General features: G+C 64.9%; 16 protein-coding genes and 1 riboswitch. Of the genes, 9 read left to right on the top strand and 7 right to left on the bottom strand.

The features are described 5' to 3' along the window. The first annotated feature begins 2 nt into the window (after positions 1-2). The 4 genes from VIQ49_RS10760 to VIQ49_RS10745 all read left to right on the top strand — a co-directional run bounded on the left by VIQ49_RS10760 (position 3) and on the right by VIQ49_RS10745 (position 3,974). On the top strand, positions 3-1,016 hold the full coding sequence (locus VIQ49_RS10760; protein WP_331884286.1) for an SMP-30/gluconolactonase/LRE family protein: 1,014 nt from the start codon (positions 3-5) through the stop codon (positions 1,014-1,016). A 48-nt stretch (positions 1,017-1,064) separates the two neighbouring features. Continuing rightward, complete coding sequence (locus VIQ49_RS10755) at positions 1,065-1,937, top strand: bifunctional methylenetetrahydrofolate dehydrogenase/methenyltetrahydrofolate cyclohydrolase (protein ID WP_331884283.1); 873 nt, start codon at positions 1,065-1,067, stop codon at positions 1,935-1,937. A gap of 7 nt (positions 1,938-1,944) precedes the next feature. Continuing rightward, the gene (locus VIQ49_RS10750; protein ID WP_331884280.1) at positions 1,945-2,301 is read left to right on the top strand and encodes a DUF3017 domain-containing protein; all 357 of its coding nucleotides are present in this window, start codon (positions 1,945-1,947) and stop codon (positions 2,299-2,301) included. A gap of 173 nt (positions 2,302-2,474) precedes the next feature. Continuing rightward, positions 2,475-3,974, top strand: a complete 1,500-nt coding sequence (locus VIQ49_RS10745; RefSeq protein ID WP_331884277.1) for an Hsp70 family protein — start codon at positions 2,475-2,477, stop codon at positions 3,972-3,974. A gap of 21 nt (positions 3,975-3,995) precedes the next feature. Here VIQ49_RS10745 and metX read toward each other — a convergent pair whose 3' ends face one another. Both metX and VIQ49_RS10735 read right to left on the bottom strand, forming a co-directional pair. Further along, entirely contained in the window at positions 3,996-5,165 is a 1,170-nt protein-coding gene (gene metX / locus VIQ49_RS10740; RefSeq protein WP_331884274.1) for a homoserine O-acetyltransferase MetX, read from the bottom strand. Further along, complete coding sequence (locus VIQ49_RS10735) at positions 5,140-6,456, bottom strand: bifunctional o-acetylhomoserine/o-acetylserine sulfhydrylase (RefSeq protein WP_331884271.1); 1,317 nt, start codon at positions 6,454-6,456, stop codon at positions 5,140-5,142. Before VIQ49_RS10735 ends, metX begins: the two co-directional genes overlap by 26 nt. 56 nt (positions 6,457-6,512) lie before the next feature. Then, a riboswitch (SAM riboswitch) is annotated at positions 6,513-6,622 on the bottom strand. A 379-nt stretch (positions 6,623-7,001) separates the two neighbouring features. On the opposite strand from VIQ49_RS10735, the gene VIQ49_RS10730 reads away from it, so the two are divergent. The 4 genes from VIQ49_RS10730 to yhjD all read left to right on the top strand — a co-directional run bounded on the left by VIQ49_RS10730 (position 7,002) and on the right by yhjD (position 11,292). Next, entirely contained in the window at positions 7,002-8,219 is a 1,218-nt protein-coding gene (locus tag VIQ49_RS10730) for an MFS transporter (RefSeq protein ID WP_331884268.1), read from the top strand. Positions 8,220-8,230: 11 nt separating this feature from the next. Next, entirely contained in the window at positions 8,231-9,037 is an 807-nt protein-coding gene (locus VIQ49_RS10725) for an exodeoxyribonuclease III (RefSeq protein WP_331884265.1), read from the top strand. Positions 9,038-9,108: 71 nt separating this feature from the next. Next, positions 9,109-10,155 (top strand): tryptophan--tRNA ligase, encoded by a 1,047-nt coding sequence (gene trpS, locus VIQ49_RS10720; RefSeq protein ID WP_331884263.1) that lies wholly within the window; start codon positions 9,109-9,111, stop codon positions 10,153-10,155. Between the two features lie 54 nt (positions 10,156-10,209). Further along, entirely contained in the window at positions 10,210-11,292 is a 1,083-nt protein-coding gene (gene yhjD, locus VIQ49_RS10715) for an inner membrane protein YhjD (RefSeq protein WP_331884261.1), read from the top strand. A gap of 28 nt (positions 11,293-11,320) precedes the next feature. Here yhjD and VIQ49_RS10710 read toward each other — a convergent pair whose 3' ends face one another. Next, positions 11,321-12,646: a D-alanyl-D-alanine carboxypeptidase family protein gene (locus VIQ49_RS10710; RefSeq protein WP_331884259.1), complete on the bottom strand. Its 1,326-nt coding sequence runs from the start codon at positions 12,644-12,646 to the stop codon at positions 11,321-11,323. Positions 12,647-12,763: 117 nt separating this feature from the next. On the opposite strand from VIQ49_RS10710, the gene VIQ49_RS10705 reads away from it, so the two are divergent. Next, on the top strand, positions 12,764-13,924 hold the full coding sequence (locus VIQ49_RS10705; RefSeq protein ID WP_331884256.1) for a beta-mannosidase: 1,161 nt from the start codon (positions 12,764-12,766) through the stop codon (positions 13,922-13,924). Positions 13,925-13,949: 25 nt separating this feature from the next. On the opposite strand, the gene VIQ49_RS10700 is transcribed toward VIQ49_RS10705, so the two are convergent. The 4 genes from VIQ49_RS10700 to VIQ49_RS10685 are packed head-to-tail and all read right to left on the bottom strand — an operon-like array spanning position 13,950 to position 20,591. Further along, on the bottom strand, positions 13,950-15,647 hold the full coding sequence (locus VIQ49_RS10700) for an ArnT family glycosyltransferase (protein WP_331884253.1): 1,698 nt from the start codon (positions 15,645-15,647) through the stop codon (positions 13,950-13,952). Then, positions 15,637-17,133: a glycosyltransferase gene (locus VIQ49_RS10695; RefSeq protein WP_331884405.1), complete on the bottom strand. Its 1,497-nt coding sequence runs from the start codon at positions 17,131-17,133 to the stop codon at positions 15,637-15,639. Before VIQ49_RS10695 ends, VIQ49_RS10700 begins: the two co-directional genes overlap by 11 nt. A gap of 38 nt (positions 17,134-17,171) precedes the next feature. Then, on the bottom strand, positions 17,172-18,659 hold the full coding sequence (locus tag VIQ49_RS10690) for a hypothetical protein (RefSeq protein WP_331884250.1): 1,488 nt from the start codon (positions 18,657-18,659) through the stop codon (positions 17,172-17,174). Between the two features lie 3 nt (positions 18,660-18,662). Next, a complete protein-coding gene (locus tag VIQ49_RS10685) occupies positions 18,663-20,591 on the bottom strand; it encodes a hypothetical protein (RefSeq protein WP_331884247.1) in 1,929 nt (642 codons plus the stop codon). Positions 20,592-20,904: the final 313 nt, after the last annotated feature.

The raw sequence follows: 20,904 nt of genomic DNA, 5'->3' as shown, positions 1-20,904 counted from the left end.
CGATGGCAAAGCCTGCGATATCACCGGTGCGATGGACGCCCACACCGGCATCGACCGCAGACTGGCCGCAGCCTCAGGAACCGCAGATCACGGTCATCGATGTGGAGTCCGACTCACCCGAGGACGTTGTTGTGGACGGTCGAGGGCGGATCTGGACCGGGGCCATCGGCGGCGACATCATCTGCATCGATCCCGACTCCGGGCGCCGGCAGGTTGTCGCGACGACGGGCGGGCGCCCGCTGGGGTTGGAAATCCTCGGTCGACGACTGTTCATCTGTGACAGCGAACGCGGCCTGCTCCAGATGGACCTCGACACCAACGTGATCGAGATGGTCGTCGACCAGGTCGATGGGGTGCCCCTGACGTTCTGCTCCAATGTGATCGTCACCGAACACACCGGTGGTGTCGATCCGCAGCCGCGTGAGCTCTACGTCAGCCAATCCACCACGCGATTCGGCTACGACTACTACAAGGCCGACATCATCGAGCATTCCGCGACGGGCCGGTTGATCCGGGTGGAGTTCGACGACGACCTCCGGCCGGCGGCCACCGTTGTCCTTGACGACCTGCAGTTCGCCAACGGGCTCGTCGCGCACGGCGGGCTTCTTCACATCGCCGAAACGGGCGATTATCGCGTGCGGTCCTACAACCCGGCGACGGGTGAGCAGGCGGTAACCGTCGATCGGCTTCCGGGATTTCCGGACAACGCCTCGCTGAGCCCGGACGGCGGGCACATGTGGCTGGCGATGGCCGGCATGCGTAGTCGGCCGCTGGAGCTTCTCTCCGGATATCCTCGACTGCGAAAGCTGGTCTGGCGTGTGCCCGACCGATTCCTGCCGGATCCTCCGGCCCCGTTGTGGCTGCTGAAGATCGAGTTGCCCGGCGGCCGTGTTGTCGCTGATCGCCGAGTGCACATCCCGGGTTTCGGACTGAGCACCGGCGTTGTCGAAACGGGGGGCAAAGTGTGGATCTCGGGCATCAATTCGTCGAAAATCGCATGGTTCGAGACCCGCTAGATCCATGGCGTGCACATCTCGCGGCCGCGACCTGAAATGATGGGTGTCGTGAGTGCAGCTGTGTTGGATGGAAAAGCCACCCGTGATGAAGTTTTTGTCGATCTGAAGGCGCGGGTCGACAAGCTCCGTGCCGCCGGGATCGTTCCCGGTCTCGCCACCGTGCTGGTGGGTGAGGACCCCGGTTCGCACGCCTACGTGCGTGGGAAGCACAACGATTGCGCCAAACTCGGCATCGCATCGATCCGCAAGGATCTGCCGGCCGACATCACCACCGAGCAACTCAACGAGGTCATCGACGAGCTGAACGCCGACCCGGCCTGTACCGGGTACATCGTCCAGCTGCCGCTGCCCAAGCATCTCGACGAGAATGCGGCCCTGGAGCGGATCGACCCGGCCAAGGACGCCGACGGACTGCATCCGATCAACCTGGGACGTCTGGTTCTCGACGGATCGGGCACCTCGTCCGACGCCCCGTTGCCGTGCACCCCACGCGGCATCCTGCATCTGCTGCGGCGGTATGACGTGCCGATTGCCGGATCGCATGTGGTCGTGGTCGGGCGCGGTGTGACCGTGGGACGTCCGATCGGGCTCCTCTTCACCCGCCGGACGGAGAACGCCACCGTCACCCTTTGTCACACCGGCACTGCCGACCTCGCCGCCGAGGTGTCGCGCGCCGACATCGTCATCGCTGCCGCGGGAGTTGCCGGCCTGATCACCGCGGACATGGTCAAGCCCGGTGCAGCGGTTGTCGATGTGGGTGTCAGTCGAACGGTGGAAGGCTTGGTCGGCGACGTCGATCCCGGCGTCTGGGACGTCGCCGGGCACGTCTCACCAAATCCCGGTGGTGTGGGCCCGCTCACACGCGCCTTCCTGATGGCCAACGTCGTCGAGCGTGCCGAAACCGCACTGCTGCGGAATTGATCTCGGCATGAGCAGTAGGTCGGCCGCGGGCCAGGGGGCAGCACCGGGCGCCGGCCGTGCGCGTGCCCGCCGTCTCCATCGCGCTCGGCAGTTGAGAGGCGTGCTGGTCCAGATACCTTTTATCGCCGTGATGGCGCTGATCGTGGTGGCCGCGATCTTCTTGATCTTCGACCGCTGGCGGCGAGGAACATTCGTCCTCGGATCGGCAGCACTGCTGGCGGCATTGTTGCGGGCGATTCTGCCGACGTCGCGCGCCGGTCTCCTCGAGGTTCGTGGCCGGATGTCCGACGTCTCGTCGATGGTGATTGTCGGTGTCGCAATCCTCTGGTTGTCAACCTCGATCGACCCGTTGGGCACAGATTGATTACAATGGTTTCCGTTGCTGCATTTTTCGGTTGACTATAGTAAAGCAAATTGTCTTGACACCGACCGGAAGATGGAGCGGGGGGCTGTCCGGCAGCGGCAGCGAACATTTCCGGAGTGTGAAAACGACACAGCTGGGGCCCCACCGAGCCATACGCGATCGGAATGAGGACCATGAGTACGTCACTGGGTTTGTCTGCAGGAAGTGGAATGATCCACTGTGTCCTGCTGACGACCGATGACAATGGCGGCCAGAGTTCGATCAACAGAGTCATCGACGTAGACGTCACCGACGGTTTGACCCGCGCCGGCCGCGTCAACTCCGGCATCGACCTGATGCTCGGAAATGCGCAAGACCGTGGCGGACGTGTCGGGCCGATCGGCGTTGCGTATCGCACGGACGAGCACGCCCGCGAAATCGCCTCCCGCGGAACCGGTGCCAAGCGGCAAATCCAATTGATCGCGGAAACAGAAGCCGTCGCACATCAATTGGCGTCCAGCGGTGAGATCAGTCGGTTCGGCTCCGTGGTCGTCGTCGATCTCGGGGACACCGGGATGAGCCTGTACAAGCTCGATCCGCAGACCGGACGGGCCACAGACCTCACTCGGAGCGAGGCGATCTCGGGTACGGCACTCGATGCGCTGCTCGTGGAGGAATGCAGTGCGGGCGGGCGCCTTCGTGGGCGTCGTCGCTCAGTGCTCAGTGCCTGCCGGACCGCCAAAGAAGAACTTTCCGTGAGGCAGTCGACGTCACTGACGATCGGTGGAGCGGCGGGTCTGGGAACCTTCACCCGGTCGTCGTTCGAAGATCTCGCCCGTCCGATGGCGCAGGCCGCCGCCACCGAGGTTGCCGAGTACGCCGCGACGTCCGGAGCCGACGCGGTTGTCCTCATCGGTGGGATCGCGAACGTTCCGCTGGTGCGTGCTCTCATCACGCGAGAGGTGGGCATCGAGGCGGTTCTTCCGCGCGGTCCGGAATCGGTTGCTGCCACCGGTGCGGCCAGCTTGGCGGCGACGAGTAACCGTCCCGGCGGGCTTGCGTTCATCGGCGGACGTCGCAGTCGGGAGTGGTTGGCGGCAGCGCCGCTGGCCATGTTCGGTGCGTTGCTCGCCGGCGCCTTGCTGACCGTGTATGCGGTCGGATCGTCACTCGCCGGCAACCCGTCGACACCGGAGACCGAGTCTGCGGCTCCGTCGGTGCCATCGGTCATCGCGGAGGCGCCACCACAGACCCACATGTCTCCGGAGTCGCCGACCACCACGCAGGTGACCTCTACACCGACGATCACTCCGGCACAGACGACGCAGGAGGTGGCTCCACCGACCAATGGTGGGAACCAGGATCCGGGGTGGCAGACAACCGAATTGCCGCCGCCGCCAGCTCCGTCGGATTCGCCGACGAGGACGCTGAACCCGTCGCTGATCCCGTTCCCGCTGCCGAGTATCCCGTGGCCGCCGACTCTGCTGCCGCCGTCCACATTGCCGCCGGAATCCACTGGGCCCGAACAGCCTTCGGAGACCGTGCCGGATTCCGCGCCCGGCGGGGGCGATCAGACCGAATCGCCGCCAGCTCTGGCGCCCGCGGCTCCGGCGGCTCCGGCGGCCCCTTCGGATATTCAGGGTTCCGGCGATGCGCCATCGGCTCCGGTGCTGACCTCGCCACCGGCGACCTGAAGGCCACCGGCCAGCTGACGGTCAGCGGCGTGCCAGGTCGAGAGTCTTCTTGAGAAGATCTGAGACCGCTTCGAATTCGGTCAGGAATCCGTCGTGGCCATTGGCGGAATGCACCACATGCAATCCATCGACGCAGCCGGGCATGAGTTCGGCCAACTCGATCTGCTGTCGCAGGGGATAGAGCCGGTCGGAGTCAATGCCACCGATAACCACGGGTACATGACAGCTCCGCAGGGCAGCTTCGACGCCGCCGCGTCCGCGACCGATGTCGTGGTTGTTGAGCACCTCGGACAGCACCACGTAGCTACCCGGATCAAACCGGCTGACCAGTTTGTCGGCTTGGTGCTCGAGGTAACTCTGCACCGCGTAGCGGCCGCCGGACAGCGGATCCTCTTGTCCCTGCGGATGATTCGCGAACCGCTGGTCGAGCTCGGGTTCGCTGCGGTAGTACATGTGCGCGATGCGGCGGGCGATGCCGAGGCCGGACGTGGGCGTGCGACCGGTGCCGTGATAGTCGCCGTTCTGCCAGTTTGCGTCGGCCTTGATCGCCGCGATCTGTGTTGTCTGCGTGCCGATCTGGTCAGCCGAGGCGCGAGCGCCGACGGCCAGGATCAAGCCGCTGCGCACCCGCTCGGGGTAACCGATGACCCACTCCAAAGCGCGGGCGCCACCCATCGAACCGCCGAGGACGGCTGCCAAGGATTCGATCTGCAACGCATCGAGCAACGCGACCTCGGCGCGGACCTGATCGAGCACGGTGAGGTGCGGGAAACGTGAACCCCACACCTGCCCTTCGGAATCCAGTGACGCCGGGCCGGTGGAACCGCTGCATCCACCGAGGACATTCGCCGAGACGACACACCATTCGTCGGTGTCGACCGCGGCGCCCGGACCGATCAGCCCATCCCACCAACCGGGGGTGGGCTGATCGGGACCGGCGGGTCCGGTTACATGGGAATCACCGGTCAGGGCATGCAGTGCCAGAACAACGTTGTCGCGGGTGGGCGAGAGTGTGCCCCAGCGCTGGAACGCCAGGGTCACATTCTCGATCCGTCCACCGTTGTCCAGCGAGATCGGGCCGACCGGCACACTGGTCAGCTGCCCATCGGGCAGGGATTCCCAGTCCGGATGGGTTCGTGGCGGCGTGTGCGGGTCGATACTCACCTCACTTGGCCGCAGCGAAGCCTGCATCGAGGTCGGCGATGATGTCGACGACGTTCTCGATGCCGACAGCCAACCGGACCAGTCCGGGGGTCACGCCGGCGGCCAGCTGCTCTTCGGCGATCAGCTGGGAGTGGGTGGTCGAGGCGGGGTGGATGACCAGCGAGCGCACGTCGCCGATATTGGCGACATGGCTGTGCAGGACCAGCGCATCGACGAACTTCTTGCCTGCGTCGACTCCGCCGACGATCTCGAAGCCGATGATCGCGCCCTGGCCACGCGGAGCCAGTTCCTGACCTCGCTTGTACCAGCGCGAGGATTCGAGACCGGCGTAGGCCACCGACTCCACCTGAGGGTGCCCCTCCAGGTACTTGGCCACGGTCTGGGCGTTCGACACGTGGCGTTCGACGCGCAGGCTGAGGGTCTCCAGACCCTGGGCGATGAGGAAGGCGTTGAACGGCGAGATGGCGGCACCGGTGTCGCGCAGCCACTGCACGCGGGCCTTGAGGGCGTAGGCCGGAGCGCCGAGGTCGGCGAAGATCGCGCCGTGGTAGCTCGGGTCCGGGGTGGTGAAGCCGGGGAACAGGTCCACTCCGTCGCGCTGGCCCCGCCAGTCGAAGGTGCCGCCGTCGACGATCACGCCGCCGATCGCGGTGCCATGTCCGCCAAGGTATTTCGTGGCCGAATGGACCACGATGTCGGCGCCGTGGGCGAGGGGGTTGATCAGGTACGGGGTTGCGACGGTGTTGTCGACGATCAGCGGCAGGCCTGCCTCGTGGGCGACGGCCGAGATGCCGGGGAGATCGAGGATCTCGTTGTTCGGGTTCGAGATGGTCTCACCGAACAGGGCGCGGGTGTTGGGCTGGATTGCGGCGCGCCAGCTGTCGAGGTCTTCGGGATCGTCGACGAAACTGACCTGGATCCCGAGCTTCGGCAGCGTGTAGTGGAAGAGGTTGTACGTGCCGCCGTACAGACGGGGGCTCGACACCACATGGCCACCGTTTTCGACGATGTTGAGGATCGAGTACGTCTCAGCCGCCTGGCCCGACGCGACGAGCAGGGCTGCGACGCCACCTTCGAGGGCCGCGATGCGCTGCTCGACGGCGTCCTGGGTGGGGTTCATGATGCGGGTGTAGATGTTGCCCGGCTCGGCCAATCCGAAGAGGTTGGCGGCGTGCTCGGTGTCGCGGAACGTGTACGACGTGGTCTGGTAGATCGGCAGGGCGCGGGCAGAGGTGGCCGAATCCGGGCTCTGGCCGACGTGCACCTGCTTGGTCTCAAAGCTCCAGTTGTCAGCCGGATTGACGTCAGTGTCAGACATGTAGGACTTCTCTTTCTTGGTCGGTAGGGCATCCAATTAGAGGGTCCGACCATCCGGACCCGCGCTTGCCGCGGCGAACCGCAACCTGGTCGTCACCCGGAGCACCCCACCGCGGTTGGAGGGTTGCCGATCAGCCAGCCGGGGCTTGTGGCTGATACTCAGGACCTGGCCAAAAGGATATAACACGCGGTTCGCCGGTAAGAAACCGTTCAGCGCACAGCGATTCTGGCGTTCGCACGGGTGTCAGAAACCCTGTACATCGGGCGAATCGCGTTGAGATGGCGCCCGCGTGCGGGACTGTCGCGAACCGAGTCTCGCCCGTCGTGGGGCGACGGTCTGTGGGTGTTCCGGACAACGATGCGGGCGCTGTATTCCAGGCACCGGTGACGCGAGCAGAAAGAGCGCTGCCCGGCCATCCACCCGGGATCCGGCCTGTGGGTCAGCTCACGCCCCTGTTCCGGAATGGCCGGGGGCTTCCACAGGTTGGATCGTAGTCATGTCGGCAGTGTCGCCGTCGCGCCCCGGTCACCCTGAGAGGTCGAATCATGTCTGCAGTCAGCACGCTCGCGCCCGAATCATCGGGCAAGGTGCGTGGCGGTAGACGCGCGGCCATCCTGGCCCTGTCGCTGGGCGCGTTCGGCATCGGGACGACCGAGTTCGTCGCGATGGGACTGCTGCCGGACATCGCCGAATCACTGGGGACCAGTGAGCCGACCGCCGCGCACGTGATCTCGGCCTACGCGCTCGGTGTTGTGGTGGGTGCGCCCACGATCGCGGCGCTCACCGCCCGGGTGTCGCGCCGCACCTTGCTGATTGCGTTGATGGTCGCTTTCACGATCGGCAATGCCGCCACCGTGCTCGCGCAGAACTACGGCATGTTGATGGCGGCGAGGTTCGTCGCCGGATTGCCGCACGGTGCCTACTTCGGTGTGGCGGCGTTGGTCGCCGCGCACCTCGCGGGCCCCGAATCGCGGGCGAAAGCGGTGGGGCAGGTGATGATCGGTCTGAGCGTCGCGAACGTCGTCGGGGTGCCGGCGGCGACCTGGCTCGGCGGCGCGCTCGGCTGGCGGTCGGCGTTTGTGGTGGTCGTGATCATCGGGCTGTTGACGATTGCGGCGCTGTTCGTGTTCTTGCCGGCACTGTCCGATATGAAGATCACCAATCCGATGACCGAGCTCGGTGCGCTGAAACGTCCGCAGGTGTGGTTTGCGCTCCTCATCGGCATCGTCGGATTCGGTGGCATGTTCGCCTTCTACACCTACATCAGCACCACGCTGACAAGTGTGTCAGGCGTATCCGAGTCGTTTGTCCCGTTCGCGCTGATGCTGTTCGGTCTGGGCATGGTGGCCGGCAACATCCTCGGCGGCGCACTCGCAGATCGCGGGGTGGTGCGGGCGATCTTCGTCAGTCTTGTCGCCATCGTGGTGGTGCTGGTCGCGTTTGCACTGACGGCGGGCAATCCGTGGGCAGCGCTGATCCTTACCTTCTTCATCGGGTTGACCGGTGTCGCGCTGACGCCCGCATTGCAGATCCGTCTGATGGATGTCGCCGAGGATGCGCAGACCCTGGCCGCGGCGCTCAACCATTCGGCCCTGAACATCGCCAACGCGGGTGGGGCATGGATGGGTGGCCTGGTGATCGCGGCCGGGTACGGGTATCGAGCACCGTCCCTGCTCGGGGCCGGGTTGGCGGTCGCCGGACTCGCCGTGCTCGGACTGGCCCTGTTGTATGCCCGGAGGTCCGCTGTCACAGTGCGCACGTAGGCTCGCCCGACGTGACCACAATCGTGACGACGATCAACGTGAACGGCATCCGCGCCGCGGTGAAGCACCGCTCCGAACGCAACCTGGGCCTGATCCCGTGGTTGCGGGACACCAACTCCGACCACGTGCTGTTGCAGGAGACGCGGGCCGGTCAAGAGCAGGTTGCCGAGGCTTTGGCCCCGGTTCTGGACGACGGCTGGTTCCTGAGCCTCAACGAGTCGTCGGTCAAGGGTCACTCGGGGGTGGCGATCCTCTCGCGCAGCGAGCCGGACACAGTGCGCGGCGGTTTCGGCAGTGCTGAGTTCGACGACACCGGGCGCTACATCGAAGCCGATTTCGGCTCGCTGACCGTCGCCAGCCTGTACCTGCCCAAAGGTGCCGCCGACGGTGACAAACGCGAGGCGAAGTTCCGCTTCCTCGACGAGTTCGGTCAGCACCTCGCGGCTCTGGGCCGCAAGCGCAGGAAGGTGGTGATCGGCGGCGACTGGAACATCGCGCCCACCGCCCTGGATCTCAAGAACGCCAAGGGCAATGTGAAGAACCCCGGCTTCCTCCCGGAGGAACGCGCGTGGGTGGCCGGCGTCCTGGAGTCCGGATGGCGTGATGTCGCCCGCGATCTCGCCGGCGAGGTTGCCGGGCCGTACAGCTGGTGGAGTTGGCGCGGCAAGGCATTCGACAACGACGCCGGCTGGCGGATCGACTATCAGCTCGCCAACAAGGTGATGGCCTCGACAGCGACGAAGTCCTGGGTCGACCGCGCGGGCGCCTACGATCTGCGGTGGTCAGACCATGCGCCGGTCACCGTCGAGTACTCCTGAGGTTCGTCTGTGGCGCGATGCCGGGTGCGGTGCGATGAAATGCGGTGGCGGGCGGATGAGAGAATTCGTCCGTGACGCAATCGGCAACCGAAACCAAGCCCGCCCGGCGCAAGAGAGTCCTGTCGGGCATCCAGCCCACCAGTGACTCGTTCCATCTGGGGAACTATCTGGGTGCGGTCCAGCAGTGGGTGAGGTTGCAGGACGAGTTCGAGCAGGCCTTCTACTTCATCCCGGACATGCACGCCATCACCACCGCACATGACCCCAAGGCCCTTCGGGACCGCTCGCGCCGCAGCGTCGCTCAACTGCTGGCGCTGGGTGTCGATCCGGCGCGTTCCACGATCTATCTACAGTCGCATGTGCCGCAGATCTCCCAGTTGACGTGGGTCCTCTCGTGTATCACCGGTTTCGGCGAGGCCGGCAGGATGACCCAGTTCAAGGACAAGTCGGCCAAGCAAGGCGCTGATCAGTCGAGCGTCGGTCTGTTCACTTACCCGATCCTGATGGCGGCCGACATCCTGACGTTCCAAGTCGATCAGGTGCCCGTCGGTGAGGATCAGCGCCAGCATCTGGAGCTGACCCGTAATCTGGCGCAGCGCTTCAACTCTCGCTTCGGCAAGACGTTCATCGTCCCGGAGGCCTATATCGTCGCCGAGACCGCGAAGATCTATGACCTGCAGAACCCGTCGGCGAAGATGAGCAAGTCGGCGGAATCCGATGCCGGTCTGATCAATCTGCTCGACGAACCGAAACGGTCGGCGAAGAAGTTGCGTTCGGCGGTCACCGACAACGGCCGCGAGATCGTCTTCGACCGAGAGAACAAGCCGGGCGTCAGCAATCTGCTGACCATCCAGTCTGCGTTGACCGGTAAATCGGTGGACGACATCGTCGCCGGCTACGACGGTCAGGGATACGGCCAGCTCAAGATCGACACCGCCGACGCGCTCGGCGAGTTCGTCATCCCCCTGCGGGCCCGGTTCGATGAACTGATGACAGATCCGGCGCAGCTCGACCAGATCTTGGCCGCGGGCGCGCAGACGGCTCGAGAAGTAGCTGCACGAACGTTGGCAACGGTCTATGACAAGGTGGGTTTTGTAGCTCCAGTACCGCTCGACTGAACACCGAACGGGGAACCAGATGTCACACGCCGAGTACGCGCAGGCAGGTATGTCATGACCACGGCGTCCAAGCCGGGGCGGGCCGCAGACAAGCACAACGCGACCGCATTGCCGGAAGGCGCAGACAAACCGTCGTTTCTCGACAAGCAGCGGGCCCGATATCCGTGGTTCGACCACATCATGCACGCGGCGACGCGATATCAGGATTCCAAGGGCGACTACTTTGCCGCCGGTGCGACGTACTTCAGCATCTTTGCACTGTTCCCACTGATGATGATCGGGTTCGCGGTGGCCGGCTTCGTATTCGCCAACAATCCGGAGTTACTCGACAAGGCGAAAGAGAAGATCGCCGATTCGGTGGACGGCAGTATGGGCGAACAGCTCACGGATCTGATGGACCAGGCCATCGCATCCCGTGCCACGATCGGTGTACTCGGCCTGCTGATCGCGCTCTACGCCGGCCTCGGGTGGATGGCCAACCTGCGGAACGCACTCACCGTGCAGTGGGGGTCGGAACCCGAATCGCCCGGCATCGTGAAGACCAAGCTGTCCGATCTCGGCGCGCTCGTCGGTCTCTTCCTGGCCATGATCGTCACCTTCTCGTTGTCTGCGCTGTCCAGTAGCAGCCTGGTGCATCAGATCCTGGAGTGGCTGAGCGTCGAAGACCTTCCCGGAGTGTCATGGGCGGTGCGGGCCATCTCGGTGGTGCTCTCGATCCTGGCGTCGTGGCTGCTGTTCACGTGGGTGATCGCCAAATTGCCCCGGGTGGCGCTGCCCCTGCGCAACGCGTGGAAGGCAGGCCTGCTCACCGCTGTGGTCTTCGAGATCTTCAAGCAGGTCGCGAGCTTCTATCTCCAGTCCGTCGTCACGGGCCCCGCCGGCGCCACGTTCGGCCCGATCCTGGGCATCATGGTCTTTGCCTTCATCACCACCCGGATCATCCTGTTCGCCACCGCGTGGGCGGCCACCGATCCACGCAACCGCAAGTACGAGCCCACGACGGTGCCCGATCCGGTGGTCATCAGCCCGCGCGTCGATGTCCGCGAAGGACTGTCCGGGCGGGGAGCCGCCGCGGCAGTCGGTGCCGGCGTGGTTGCGGCATTGGGCATTTCGGCGGCGGCCCGGCGCAAGCGCTGAGCCTGTTCGCCGGTCCGCGAACGGGGCGTCAGGACCGTCTGTTCAGCCGCAGCCCGGCGTAGACGAGCGACACCACGATCAGCGCACCGACCAGACCGACCGCCAGTTTCGCCGTGCCCGACAGTCCATCGGACGAGGCGTCGGCCGATGCCGCGTTGTCACCGGTGCCGGGTGGGTCTGATTCCGACAGTTCTTCGATCAGGTCTTCGGGTCCGTCGATCAGGACACCGACGTTCTGGTCGGCCGGCTGCGCGAAGCCGTAGTCGAGCATCGCCTCGGCCTGGCGCCAGTACGAGCCGGGGCTGTCGTTGAGCCCGTACATCTGGACCACGAGGATCTGTCTGCCGTCGCGTTCGGCGACGCCGACAAACGTTTTGCGGGCGTCGTCGGTGTATCCGGTCTTACCGGCGACTGTTCCCTCGTAGTCGTAGAGCAGCTGATTCATGTTGTAGAGGTCGATGCCCGGCTCGCCCGTCGGCGTGGTCTCCGGGATGGTTTCGGTCGAGTAGCCGTCGTCGGATGCGGACGGTGTTTCGGTGGGCATGCCCGGATATCCGGGGAAGCGGAACTGATCTTGCGCGGAGATCTCGACGAAGTCGGGGTTTTTCATGGCTGCCCGGAAGATGAGGGCCTCGTCGTAGGGGGAGGTGCTCATCCCCGGGGCATCGAGTCCCGAGGCGGAGGCGGCCCTGGTGTCCTGCGCACCCAGGTGTGCTGCCATGGTGTTCATCTTCTCGAGTGTTGTCTCGGTGCCACCGAGCTTGCGCGCCAAGGCATGTGCACAGTCGTTTCCAGACGACAGCATCAGCCCGGTGAGCAGGTCGTGCACGGTGTACGTGCCCCCGGGTCCGACTCCGGCCGAGTCGCCTTCCACCTCGTCGTCGTCCTGCGTGCCCACGACGGTGTCATCGAGATCGAGTTCGTCGAGAACCACGAGCGCCAGCAGCACCTTGATGGTGCTCGCGGGCCGGTACCGACCGTGTGGATCCTTGGCGGCCAGCACCGTGCCCGCGGTCAGGTCCGCGATCAACCACCCGGCCGCGGTCAGACCCGGGGGTGCCGGCGCCGCGCCCGGCGCGAGTACCACCCCGCAGGCGCCGAGTTCACTGCCGCCGACCGGCGGATCGGGAATCGGTAGCGGGGCCGGCGTGGTGTCACCGGCGGGCACGACCTCGGACTCGTCGACCGGTGGAACGGGTGTGGTCTGGTAAGGGCATGTGTCGGTGACCGTTTCGGGTGCCGGTGAGGCACCTGCCGGCGGCATGGTGGTCACGGGGTCGGCCGCGGACACGGCCGGGCAGCCGATACCGGTGAGCAGGAGTGACGCCACCAACAGTGCGGCGGCGCGTGTCATGGGTCGGATCATCGCACCGGACAATACAGCGGTCCGGGCGTGGCGGAGCCGTCGAAGGGCGGGAAATCGGTTGAACAGATCTACTCGATGCCGGTTGGCCGGGACTAGGATCCGGTGATGAGCCGCCCAAATCCCTTCGGCCGCTGCGCGCCGGGCGGGCGCAGACCGGTGCGCACGGTCATGGCTCTGTTCGTGACCGCGGCGGTCCTGATCGCCGGTTGCGGCTCCACCGACACGACGCCCCCGCGTGGTTCGCGTGTCGAGACCACCGGCGACGGATTCCTGCTCGACGGCGACACCTGGTGGCCGACCGGTTTGAACGCCTATCAGCTCGGCACCGACTGGACCGTCAACAAGGGCTGCGGGGCCCAGGTCGATCTGGACAACTATTTCGAGGCGCTGCCCGATCCGTCGATCACCAGGTTCGATCTCTATTCGGCGATGGCCGTCGACAAGGAATCCGGGCTCATCGACTTCGGTCCGCTCGATGCCGTCTTCGACGCGGCCGAGCGGCACGATCAATTTGTGGTCCCGGTGCTGGCGTCGGGTGAAGGTGCTTGTGAAGACCTCGAATTCAAGGATCGTGACTGGTATGCGGACGAGTGGGACGGGCCTGATGCCGTCCCGAATGTGGCCGGTGCACAGGCGATGACCTACGCACAATGGCTGGACACGGCGGTCGGCCGCTGGGGCGACCGGAGTTCGCTGGCCGGGTGGGAGCTGATGGGTGAGCCGGAGACCAGCACCTGCGTCGACGATTCCTGTGAGTGGCAGGACCGCACGTGTCCTGAAGATGCCGCTGCGGTGTTGCGGGCCTTCTTCGACGAGGCCGGAGCCCGGTTGCGGGCCATCGACCCGGACACCCCCGTCTGGGCCGGCCTGGCAGGTGGCGGTCAGTGTGGCGCACAGGGCCAGGAGTACGAGTTCATCGCCGGCTCGGACGGAATCGACGTGCTCGACTACCACGACTATGGGCCGGTGGGTGTGCCGATTCCGGGTGATTCCGACAACGGCCTGGCCCGGCGGATCACGCAGGCCAAGGCGGTGGGAAAGCCGCTGATCGTCGCCGAGGTCGGACAGGAGGCCGGGTCGTGTCGCCCCTTGGATGCGCGCGCCACCGATCTCGAGACGAGAGTCGAGGCGCAGCGGGCCGCGGGTACGGCCGGTGCCCTGTTCTGGTCGTTCGTGCCCGACCCACGCACCGACCAGTGCACCCTCGATATCGGGCCGTCAGACCCGCTGCTCACTGTCGTCGGGAGTCTGCAGGGCCAATCCTGATGTCGACCGGTGTGGTGTCTCCCGATCAGTTCTCGACATCGGCAAGGACCCGGTATATTCGCCAAACCGGCTGGTTCTCGCCGTCATTGGGGACTTCGAGTGCGAGTGTGGCGATGTCGGCTCCGGTGTCGTAGAGCGTCGGATACCGAATGTTGAGCGCGTCGGATTGGCCTCGCCCGGTGTTGGGCACCGCGAGGAGGTACTGGACGTTGTTCGACGCCGGATCGTTCAGGATCGCGGTGAAGTCCTGATCTGAGGGCACCACAAAGGTTTTGGGTTTTGTCGAGGCGACCACCACCGCGAATCCGTACACCGTGTCGGCGAGGACCGAGCCCTCGGGCAGATTGAGCCCATCGAGGTACTGTGCGATCCCTCGCTCGGTGGAGAAGGTCGCGACGACGCGATGCTCGGTCGCCTTGCGTTCGGAGACGTTGTCCGGCTCCGGCGCGAGGATGGCGCCGAGGGCATATTCCTGCGGCGCGTATTTCGGTTTGCTCATCGCCCATGCAGAACTCGGGACCGTGACCGCGAGGAGGAGGGCCGAGACGACAAATGCGGGCCACACCCGGTTCCGGCCGGTCATGTGACGCGGTGTCGGGTGACGGACGGCGGAGAGTGATTGGCGGGGGGCATATCTGCCGCGCCGCTTGGTGATGGTGCACGCTCGCGCGGGCAGGATGAGCACCGCCATGGTGGCGGCCATCGGGAGGGCGAGGATGTAGAACCGCAGGAATCCGAAGGTCGATCCGCTGGCGTAGCTGTACGCCTGGAAGGCGAGGACCGCGCCGAACACGAGGAGCGGGAACAACAATGGGAGCCAGTCGCGTCGCCACCAGCCGGCCAGACCGGATCCGATCGCGAGCACGATCAGCGTCGGTGCCAGCATCAAGGTCGAGGTGATGGCGAACTCGAGGCCGGGGACGAACTCGGTGGGTTTTCCGGACCCGGATTGCTGCATGATCGCCGAATTGCCGTACTGCGAGGTGAATTGGGCAAATGCCTCTCCGGTGATCAACCAACTCGTGGCGGCCCAGCCGAGGAACGCGAAGAAGCCGGGGAGGGCGATCAGACCACCGTCGAGCAGCGCGCGCTTCCAGCGAAGGTGCTTGGCGCTGCGCGTCGCCGTGATCGCGCCGACGAGGATCGACGCGGCGGCGATGGCGGCGACGGCGTCGTAACGCGTGAGATATCCCAGCGCCAGCGCGATTCCGGCGGTGGCGAGGTGGTGGACGTCGTCGTCGGTGACCCAGGCGATCAGGCGGCGGACCGCCCAACACACGAAGAAGATGAATGGGGCTTCGCTCATACCGTTCGACGCGTAGAAGACGATCATCGGGTTGAACGCGAACATCGCGGTGATGAACAGGGTGAAGGTGCGGGGAAGCGCGCGGTCCGAACCGATTCCGAAGACCTGAACCGCCGCACCCGCCATGAACAGCGCGGACATGATCGAGCCGGAATAGGCGAACTCGGTCAGCGGCTGCCAGATGCCGCTGAGCCCGACAGTGGGGAGCTGTACCAGCGCGGTCAGCGGCGTGAAGATGAAGCCGATGGCGGCGACGTGCGGATCGCGGCTGAACAGGACCGACTGGGCCGCGGACACGCGAGAGAGTGCGTCGCCCATCAGGAAGCCGTGGTGGACACCGAGAAAGTACCCGGCACCCAGGTAGACCGCTGTGGTGACGAGATAGATGATGGCGCTCAGGCGGCGGCTACCGAGCATTGCCTGCCTCCACCACGGTCGCCGGGTCATCCGGGTTCACGTCGGTCTTGACCGACAATCCGTGGAAAGTCTTCTCCCAGTACGACGGATTCCGGATCAGCTGATAGCAGCCCTTCGCCGAGGCGATGCTCATCATCACCCAGTAGATGGGAACGGTGAGTGCCGGAATCAGCAGATCGGGCCGGTCGTCCTCACGAATGGCGATCAGGTTCATGTAGATCGTGGCGCCGTTGCCGAAGATGAGCGAGATGAGCGCCGGGAAGTAGATGTACCAGGGGAACACTTCCTGAATGAAGGCCGGCTGGCCCAGGAACCACATCACGGTGATCAACCAGAAGACCAGGTTCAGGCACGCAATGACCGGTGTGCCCATGAGCAGCAGACTGAATCGGATGAAGCCGATGGGGCCGATCGCCTTCCAGAGTTTGACAGGGCGACGCACGTGCACCAGCCAGGTCTGCAGGTATCCCTTGTACCAGCGGGAACGCTGGCGGATCCAATTGATCGGGTCGCTGTTGGCCTCTTCGAGTGTGACGGAGTCGATCACCGCTGTGCGATAACCGGTTTCGGCGATCCGGACCCCCAGATCGGCATCTTCGGTGACGTTGAACGGATCCCAGGCGCCGATCTCGCGCAGCACCGAACGCCGGAGGTGATTCGAGGTGCCGCCGAGGGGGATCGGGGATTTGCTCCGCATGAGTCCGGGGAGCAGGTACCCGAACCACAGACCGTAGTCGGCGGTGAACCAGCCGCAGAGCAGATTCTGTCTTCCGTTGTGGAACGCCAGCTTTGCCTGCACACAGGCAACCGTCTCGTCACTTTCGGAGAAGGCGACAACAACCCTGCGCAGCTGCAGTGGATCCGGCAGATCTTCGGCGTCGTAGATCGTGACGATGTCACCGGTCGCCAGGTGCAGTCCGTAGTTGCAAGCTTTGGGTTTGGTCCGTGGGTCGGCTGCCGGGACCAGGACGATGGTGATCGTGTCCACGTCGCCGCACGCTTTGGCGGCATTGATCGTGACCTCGTCATCGGCTTCGAGGAGCAACAGCACCTGGAGCTTCTCGTCGGGATATTCGAGTGCGGCCATCGCCCCGATGAGGTCGGCGACCACCTCCGGTTCGTTGTAGGCCGGCACCAGGATCGTGTACGTCGGGAGCTCGGAATCGGGTACGGCCCGCGCGCGTTCGTCGCTGATGGTGATCGGGCCCGACGCGAGTCCACGCCGGAAGAGCACCAGCCGGTCCGACATCGACCACACGTAGAACAGGGTGCAGAGCCCGATCAGGAACGTCACGGTGGCGGTGGGTTGCCATATGGCACACCCGATCACCACCACGCAGAACCCGATCAGGACCGCCTTCTGCCAACCGACGACCGCGGTGGATGCTGATCGCAACGGGTCGACTGCGCGAAGACCCTCGATCGCGTCGAACAGCGCCGTTTCCTTGAATTCGTCGCTGTCGGGGTCCATCCCTTCGGTGGTCATCCCGACGTTGTGGGGCCGGCCGGATCCGTTGGGCTCGATCATGACTTTTCCTTCGCCGAGTCGATCTGCGTGGCCACCAGATCTCGTCCGAGCATGGTCAGCATCCCGGCGTCCTTGAAGTTGGGGTCTTTGTTGGTCACCACCGAATTGCCGCGGATGAGAACGGAGAACACGGTATTGAGGTTGGCGACCAGCGCATCCTGTGGTTCGGGGAAAGGTGCACCGGGATCGTGGTTGTCAACCGACAGCAGGGTGACACGTTGGGCCTGGGTGGCGTTCTGCCATGTCCACGTCAGTTTCGTCCACGTCACGTGCAGGGTGTCGTCGAGGACGGTGAAGAGCTCACCGATGATGTCGTTGCCGAGATCGATCTTGCGGCCCTGGCTGATCCGGCTCGCCCTCATGTCATAGATGACGTTGTCGGGGTAGACCTTGAAGACGATCGGCCGCCGGGATACGACGCTGTCCATGACCACGGTGCGCGGACGCGACAGCTTGTCCCACGCCGGATTTCCCTCGTCCGCCACGAGGTATTGGCGAATCAGGGTTGAATTGCGCCCGAAAAATCGTTTGACGAAGCTGAACTCGGTGACGTCGGTGATTTGCCAGCCGACCGGTGCGATCAGCGGTGTGCCGAAGCGTAGGGCATTCTCGCGATGGATCGGAGGCGAGGAGGAGGCGGGCAGGCCGACCAGTGACAACAACACCGCGAACACCAGCACCATGGCACCGCCGAGCTGGATTGTCTTCGCCGACAACGAGTTTATCGGCCTGTTCAGCGGCGCTTTCGTCTCACCACGCCGCGCTTGCAGGTACATCCACGAGCACACCACAATGGCGGCCGTCAACGATGGGATCAGTTCGTACGCCACGACCCGTACGTCCGGGTAGAGCAGCATCATCAGGATCACGATCGCGCAGCCGAGCGCGGTGGTGGCCGCAGCGCCCAGCAGTGCGCGGCGCCGGGTCCGTCCGACCGCAAGGGCGGTGGCCGCCGCCGCCAGCAGGACCATGACAAATCCTGCCGCATACCGGGTTCCGCCCAGCGATATGATCAGGAGCCGGAAGCCGATCGGGAACACCGCGAGGAGCAGCAGCCAGACCCAGGCGAATCGGGCGACGGGGCGCAGGCCGAACATCGTCACCGACGCACTGACCACGAACAACCACAGGGCCAGCATGTCGAGCCGAAGCAGATGGTACTGGTCCGCGTAGCGGCCGAGCAGTACACCTTTGACGAGAAGCGCCAGAACCATGCCCATGAATCCGACGATGAGGTCGATCTGACGATCGTGGATGGGAAGCTCATCGCCGCGTCGCCTCGCCACCCCCTGGGCGGCGAGAAGCGTCAGCAAGGGGATGGCCGGTACGTAGCCGATGAGACTGCCGGAACCGATCTCCTCTGCGAGACTGCGAAAGCTCGGCCAGAACGCGATCAGTGTGGCGACACCGATCAGCGTCCAGCGGAACGCAACTCGGTAGCCGGGGTGCAGGGTGGGCAGCAGACCTGATTCTGCGGCCGACATCGATCAGCTCCCCGGTTCGCGGCGGCGGCTTCGCAACACGATGATCGCGACCACGATGGCGATGACCACGAGTACACCCGCAGCGATCCAGCGCACGGCCGAGTCGTTGTTGTCATCGGACTGCTGCTGCGGCGTCGCGCTGTCGGTGATCACGGTGATCGGGTCTCGATCCGCAGCCTGCACAAGTGCGTCGCCGTTCACGGTGACCCAGCGAGCCTCGTCCTCGTCGAGCCAGTTCAGCAATCGGTCCAGCTGAGCGGGTACATCGGTCGAGGTGGCGACCAGCATGGTGCGCTCACCGTCGTACACCGTCTGCAACGACCCGAAGTTCACATCGGGATCCAGGGTCAGCGACGTCTCGGTGTTGTTGCCGTCGACACCGGTCAGCATGATCGGGCCGGAGGCGGGCTTGCTCACCGGCAGTGTCAGTTCGTTGTCATCCCAGCCCGAGGCCGAGATCAGGATCGCCGGGTTCGACGAACTCAGCGCCTGTTCCAGCGGGACCACCGTGGTGCTGATCGGTACCGCGCTCAGACGCTGCAAGCCTTCGACGATGGTGACCGCCCGAATCGTGTCGGCGAAGGAGTCGGGACCGATCCCGACCTCGATCTGCGGCATCATCGACTGCGGGACCGATTGGAAACCTGTCGGGAGCGGCGGGTTCGCGTTTGTGCTCTCGACCGGGCTGTCGCCGTCGATGGTGAGTGTGATCGGGGCGCTGTCGCCGCAGCCGCCGGTGTTGCCCGCGGCGTCGACCGCCACGGTCAGGTCCGTGAAACGCTGCAGGAGGTCGTCAGGGATGTCGACCCAGGTGTCGACGATCCCATTCGGCTCGGCGGCCCATCGATCGATCACGGTGTCACCGACCGAGACCACCACCTGCCCGCCATAATTCGGTGGCAACGGCGTGTAGGAGCCCTTGAGGTTCACCCTGATGCCCTTCGCGGACCGACCCAGTCGTGTCTGATCGATTCCGATGGTGACCTGGGGATTGGTTGTGGCCGTGGCACTTCGGCCCGGTTCGCCGATGTCGGCGAGGGTCGTCGACGACGGGGGCAGCTGAGGGGTCACCCGGAGTGGGCCCGCGACAGCCTTGGAACTGATCGCCAGTCGCGACAGATTGCTGGTGAGCAGGTTGACCTGGTTGGTCAGATCAGGGGCCGGCCCGCTGATCAGCAGGGTCGGGACCCCGACAGAGCCAACGAGTTCCACGGCGCTCGCGGGGCGTTCGAGGATCGTGATCTGACGCTCGAGAGCCTCGGATGGGGTCGCGAGGGTCTGTTGGCCGTCGGGAAGCGCTTCCACCGCAACGTCGATCGGTTGTGCGCCATATCGGGCCACCATGGAGGAGGTCAGCGCAACCGCAGCATCGGATTCCGTCTGGGTGGGTGCGGCCGGTATGGCGATGGTGAGCTTCTCGAGCAACGGCGGCAAGAAGTCGGCGATGGTTTCCGGTGTCGCCTCGGTGCCGGCGAAGTTGATCGCGGCACCGGTCAGTTCGACCGGCAGATCGGTGTCGACGAGGCAGGTGCCGTTGATCGGGACCAGGTCGGTTCGCAGGGTGAGATCGACGGCGTTGTCGATGATCTCCGCGCCCCGCAATCCGATGGCGATCGGCGCCGGCGCCGGCGCCCCGACCGGCAACTCGACGCGGGCGAGCGTTTCGGTGCCCTGTGTGGCGGTGAGGGTGGCTCGCTGCAAGTTCGGCGGTACCTGCACCGACGCCTGTATTTCGGAAGCGGTGAGGCCGGGCGGGACCGGAATGGTCAGAGAGGTCTCACCCTCCTGGCCATATATCGCGACGGTCGAATCGCGGCCGAGCGTGCGGAAATCCACCACCGGCGCCTGCGCTGGTGTTCCGCCATCACCGGGCGCCGCATTCACCGCGGGAACCAGAAGTGCCGGAATTGCAACAAGACTTACCGTGGCCACCACGGCAAATATGCGAATGGATCGTCTGTGTGCCGTAGTCATCCCGGTAATCGTAAACGTAAGAAACAAATAAACGTGCATGAACCTGTTCTATTTTCTTTCGCGTTACCTGGTCGGTGCCTGCCTTGTAGAAATATCGAGGGCAAGCGTCTGGTCTGAATGACGCCGTGAACTCGGATTCTGTCGACAAACGACACATCTGCACTGTGGGGTTTGCCGCAAACCTTCGATTGAGTAGGTCCTCGTCGTGGGACAAGGCGATCAGAGGTGCCTCTGCGTGCCACGAGTGGCGACGGGAATTGGTATTGATTTC

The organism is Williamsia sp. (genome assembly GCF_036566845.1).
Taxonomy (GTDB): Bacteria; Actinomycetota; Actinomycetes; order Mycobacteriales; family Mycobacteriaceae; genus Williamsia.
This window is presented reverse-complemented; position numbering and strand designations above follow the sequence as displayed.

Coding starts and splice junctions, on each gene's coding strand:
- VIQ49_RS10760 (WP_331884286.1), top strand. CDS start 3: ATGGCAAAGCCTGCGATATCACCGGTGCGATGGACGCCCACACCGGCA.
- VIQ49_RS10750 (WP_331884280.1), top strand. CDS start 1,945: ATGAGCAGTAGGTCGGCCGCGGGCCAGGGGGCAGCACCGGGCGCCGGC.
- VIQ49_RS10730 (WP_331884268.1), top strand. CDS start 7,002: ATGTCTGCAGTCAGCACGCTCGCGCCCGAATCATCGGGCAAGGTGCGT.
- yhjD (WP_331884261.1), top strand. CDS start 10,210: ATGACCACGGCGTCCAAGCCGGGGCGGGCCGCAGACAAGCACAACGCG.
- metX (WP_331884274.1), bottom strand. CDS start 5,165: ATGCAGGCTTCGCTGCGGCCAAGTGAGGTGAGTATCGACCCGCACACG.
- VIQ49_RS10695 (WP_331884405.1), bottom strand. CDS start 17,133: ATGACCACCGAAGGGATGGACCCCGACAGCGACGAATTCAAGGAAACG.
- VIQ49_RS10710 (WP_331884259.1), bottom strand. CDS start 12,646: ATGACACGCGCCGCCGCACTGTTGGTGGCGTCACTCCTGCTCACCGGT.
- VIQ49_RS10705 (WP_331884256.1), top strand. CDS start 12,764: ATGAGCCGCCCAAATCCCTTCGGCCGCTGCGCGCCGGGCGGGCGCAGA.
- VIQ49_RS10690 (WP_331884250.1), bottom strand. CDS start 18,659: ATGTCGGCCGCAGAATCAGGTCTGCTGCCCACCCTGCACCCCGGCTAC.
- VIQ49_RS10735 (WP_331884271.1), bottom strand. CDS start 6,456: ATGTCTGACACTGACGTCAATCCGGCTGACAACTGGAGCTTTGAGACC.
- VIQ49_RS10745 (WP_331884277.1), top strand. CDS start 2,475: ATGAGTACGTCACTGGGTTTGTCTGCAGGAAGTGGAATGATCCACTGT.
- VIQ49_RS10700 (WP_331884253.1), bottom strand. CDS start 15,647: ATGCTCGGTAGCCGCCGCCTGAGCGCCATCATCTATCTCGTCACCACA.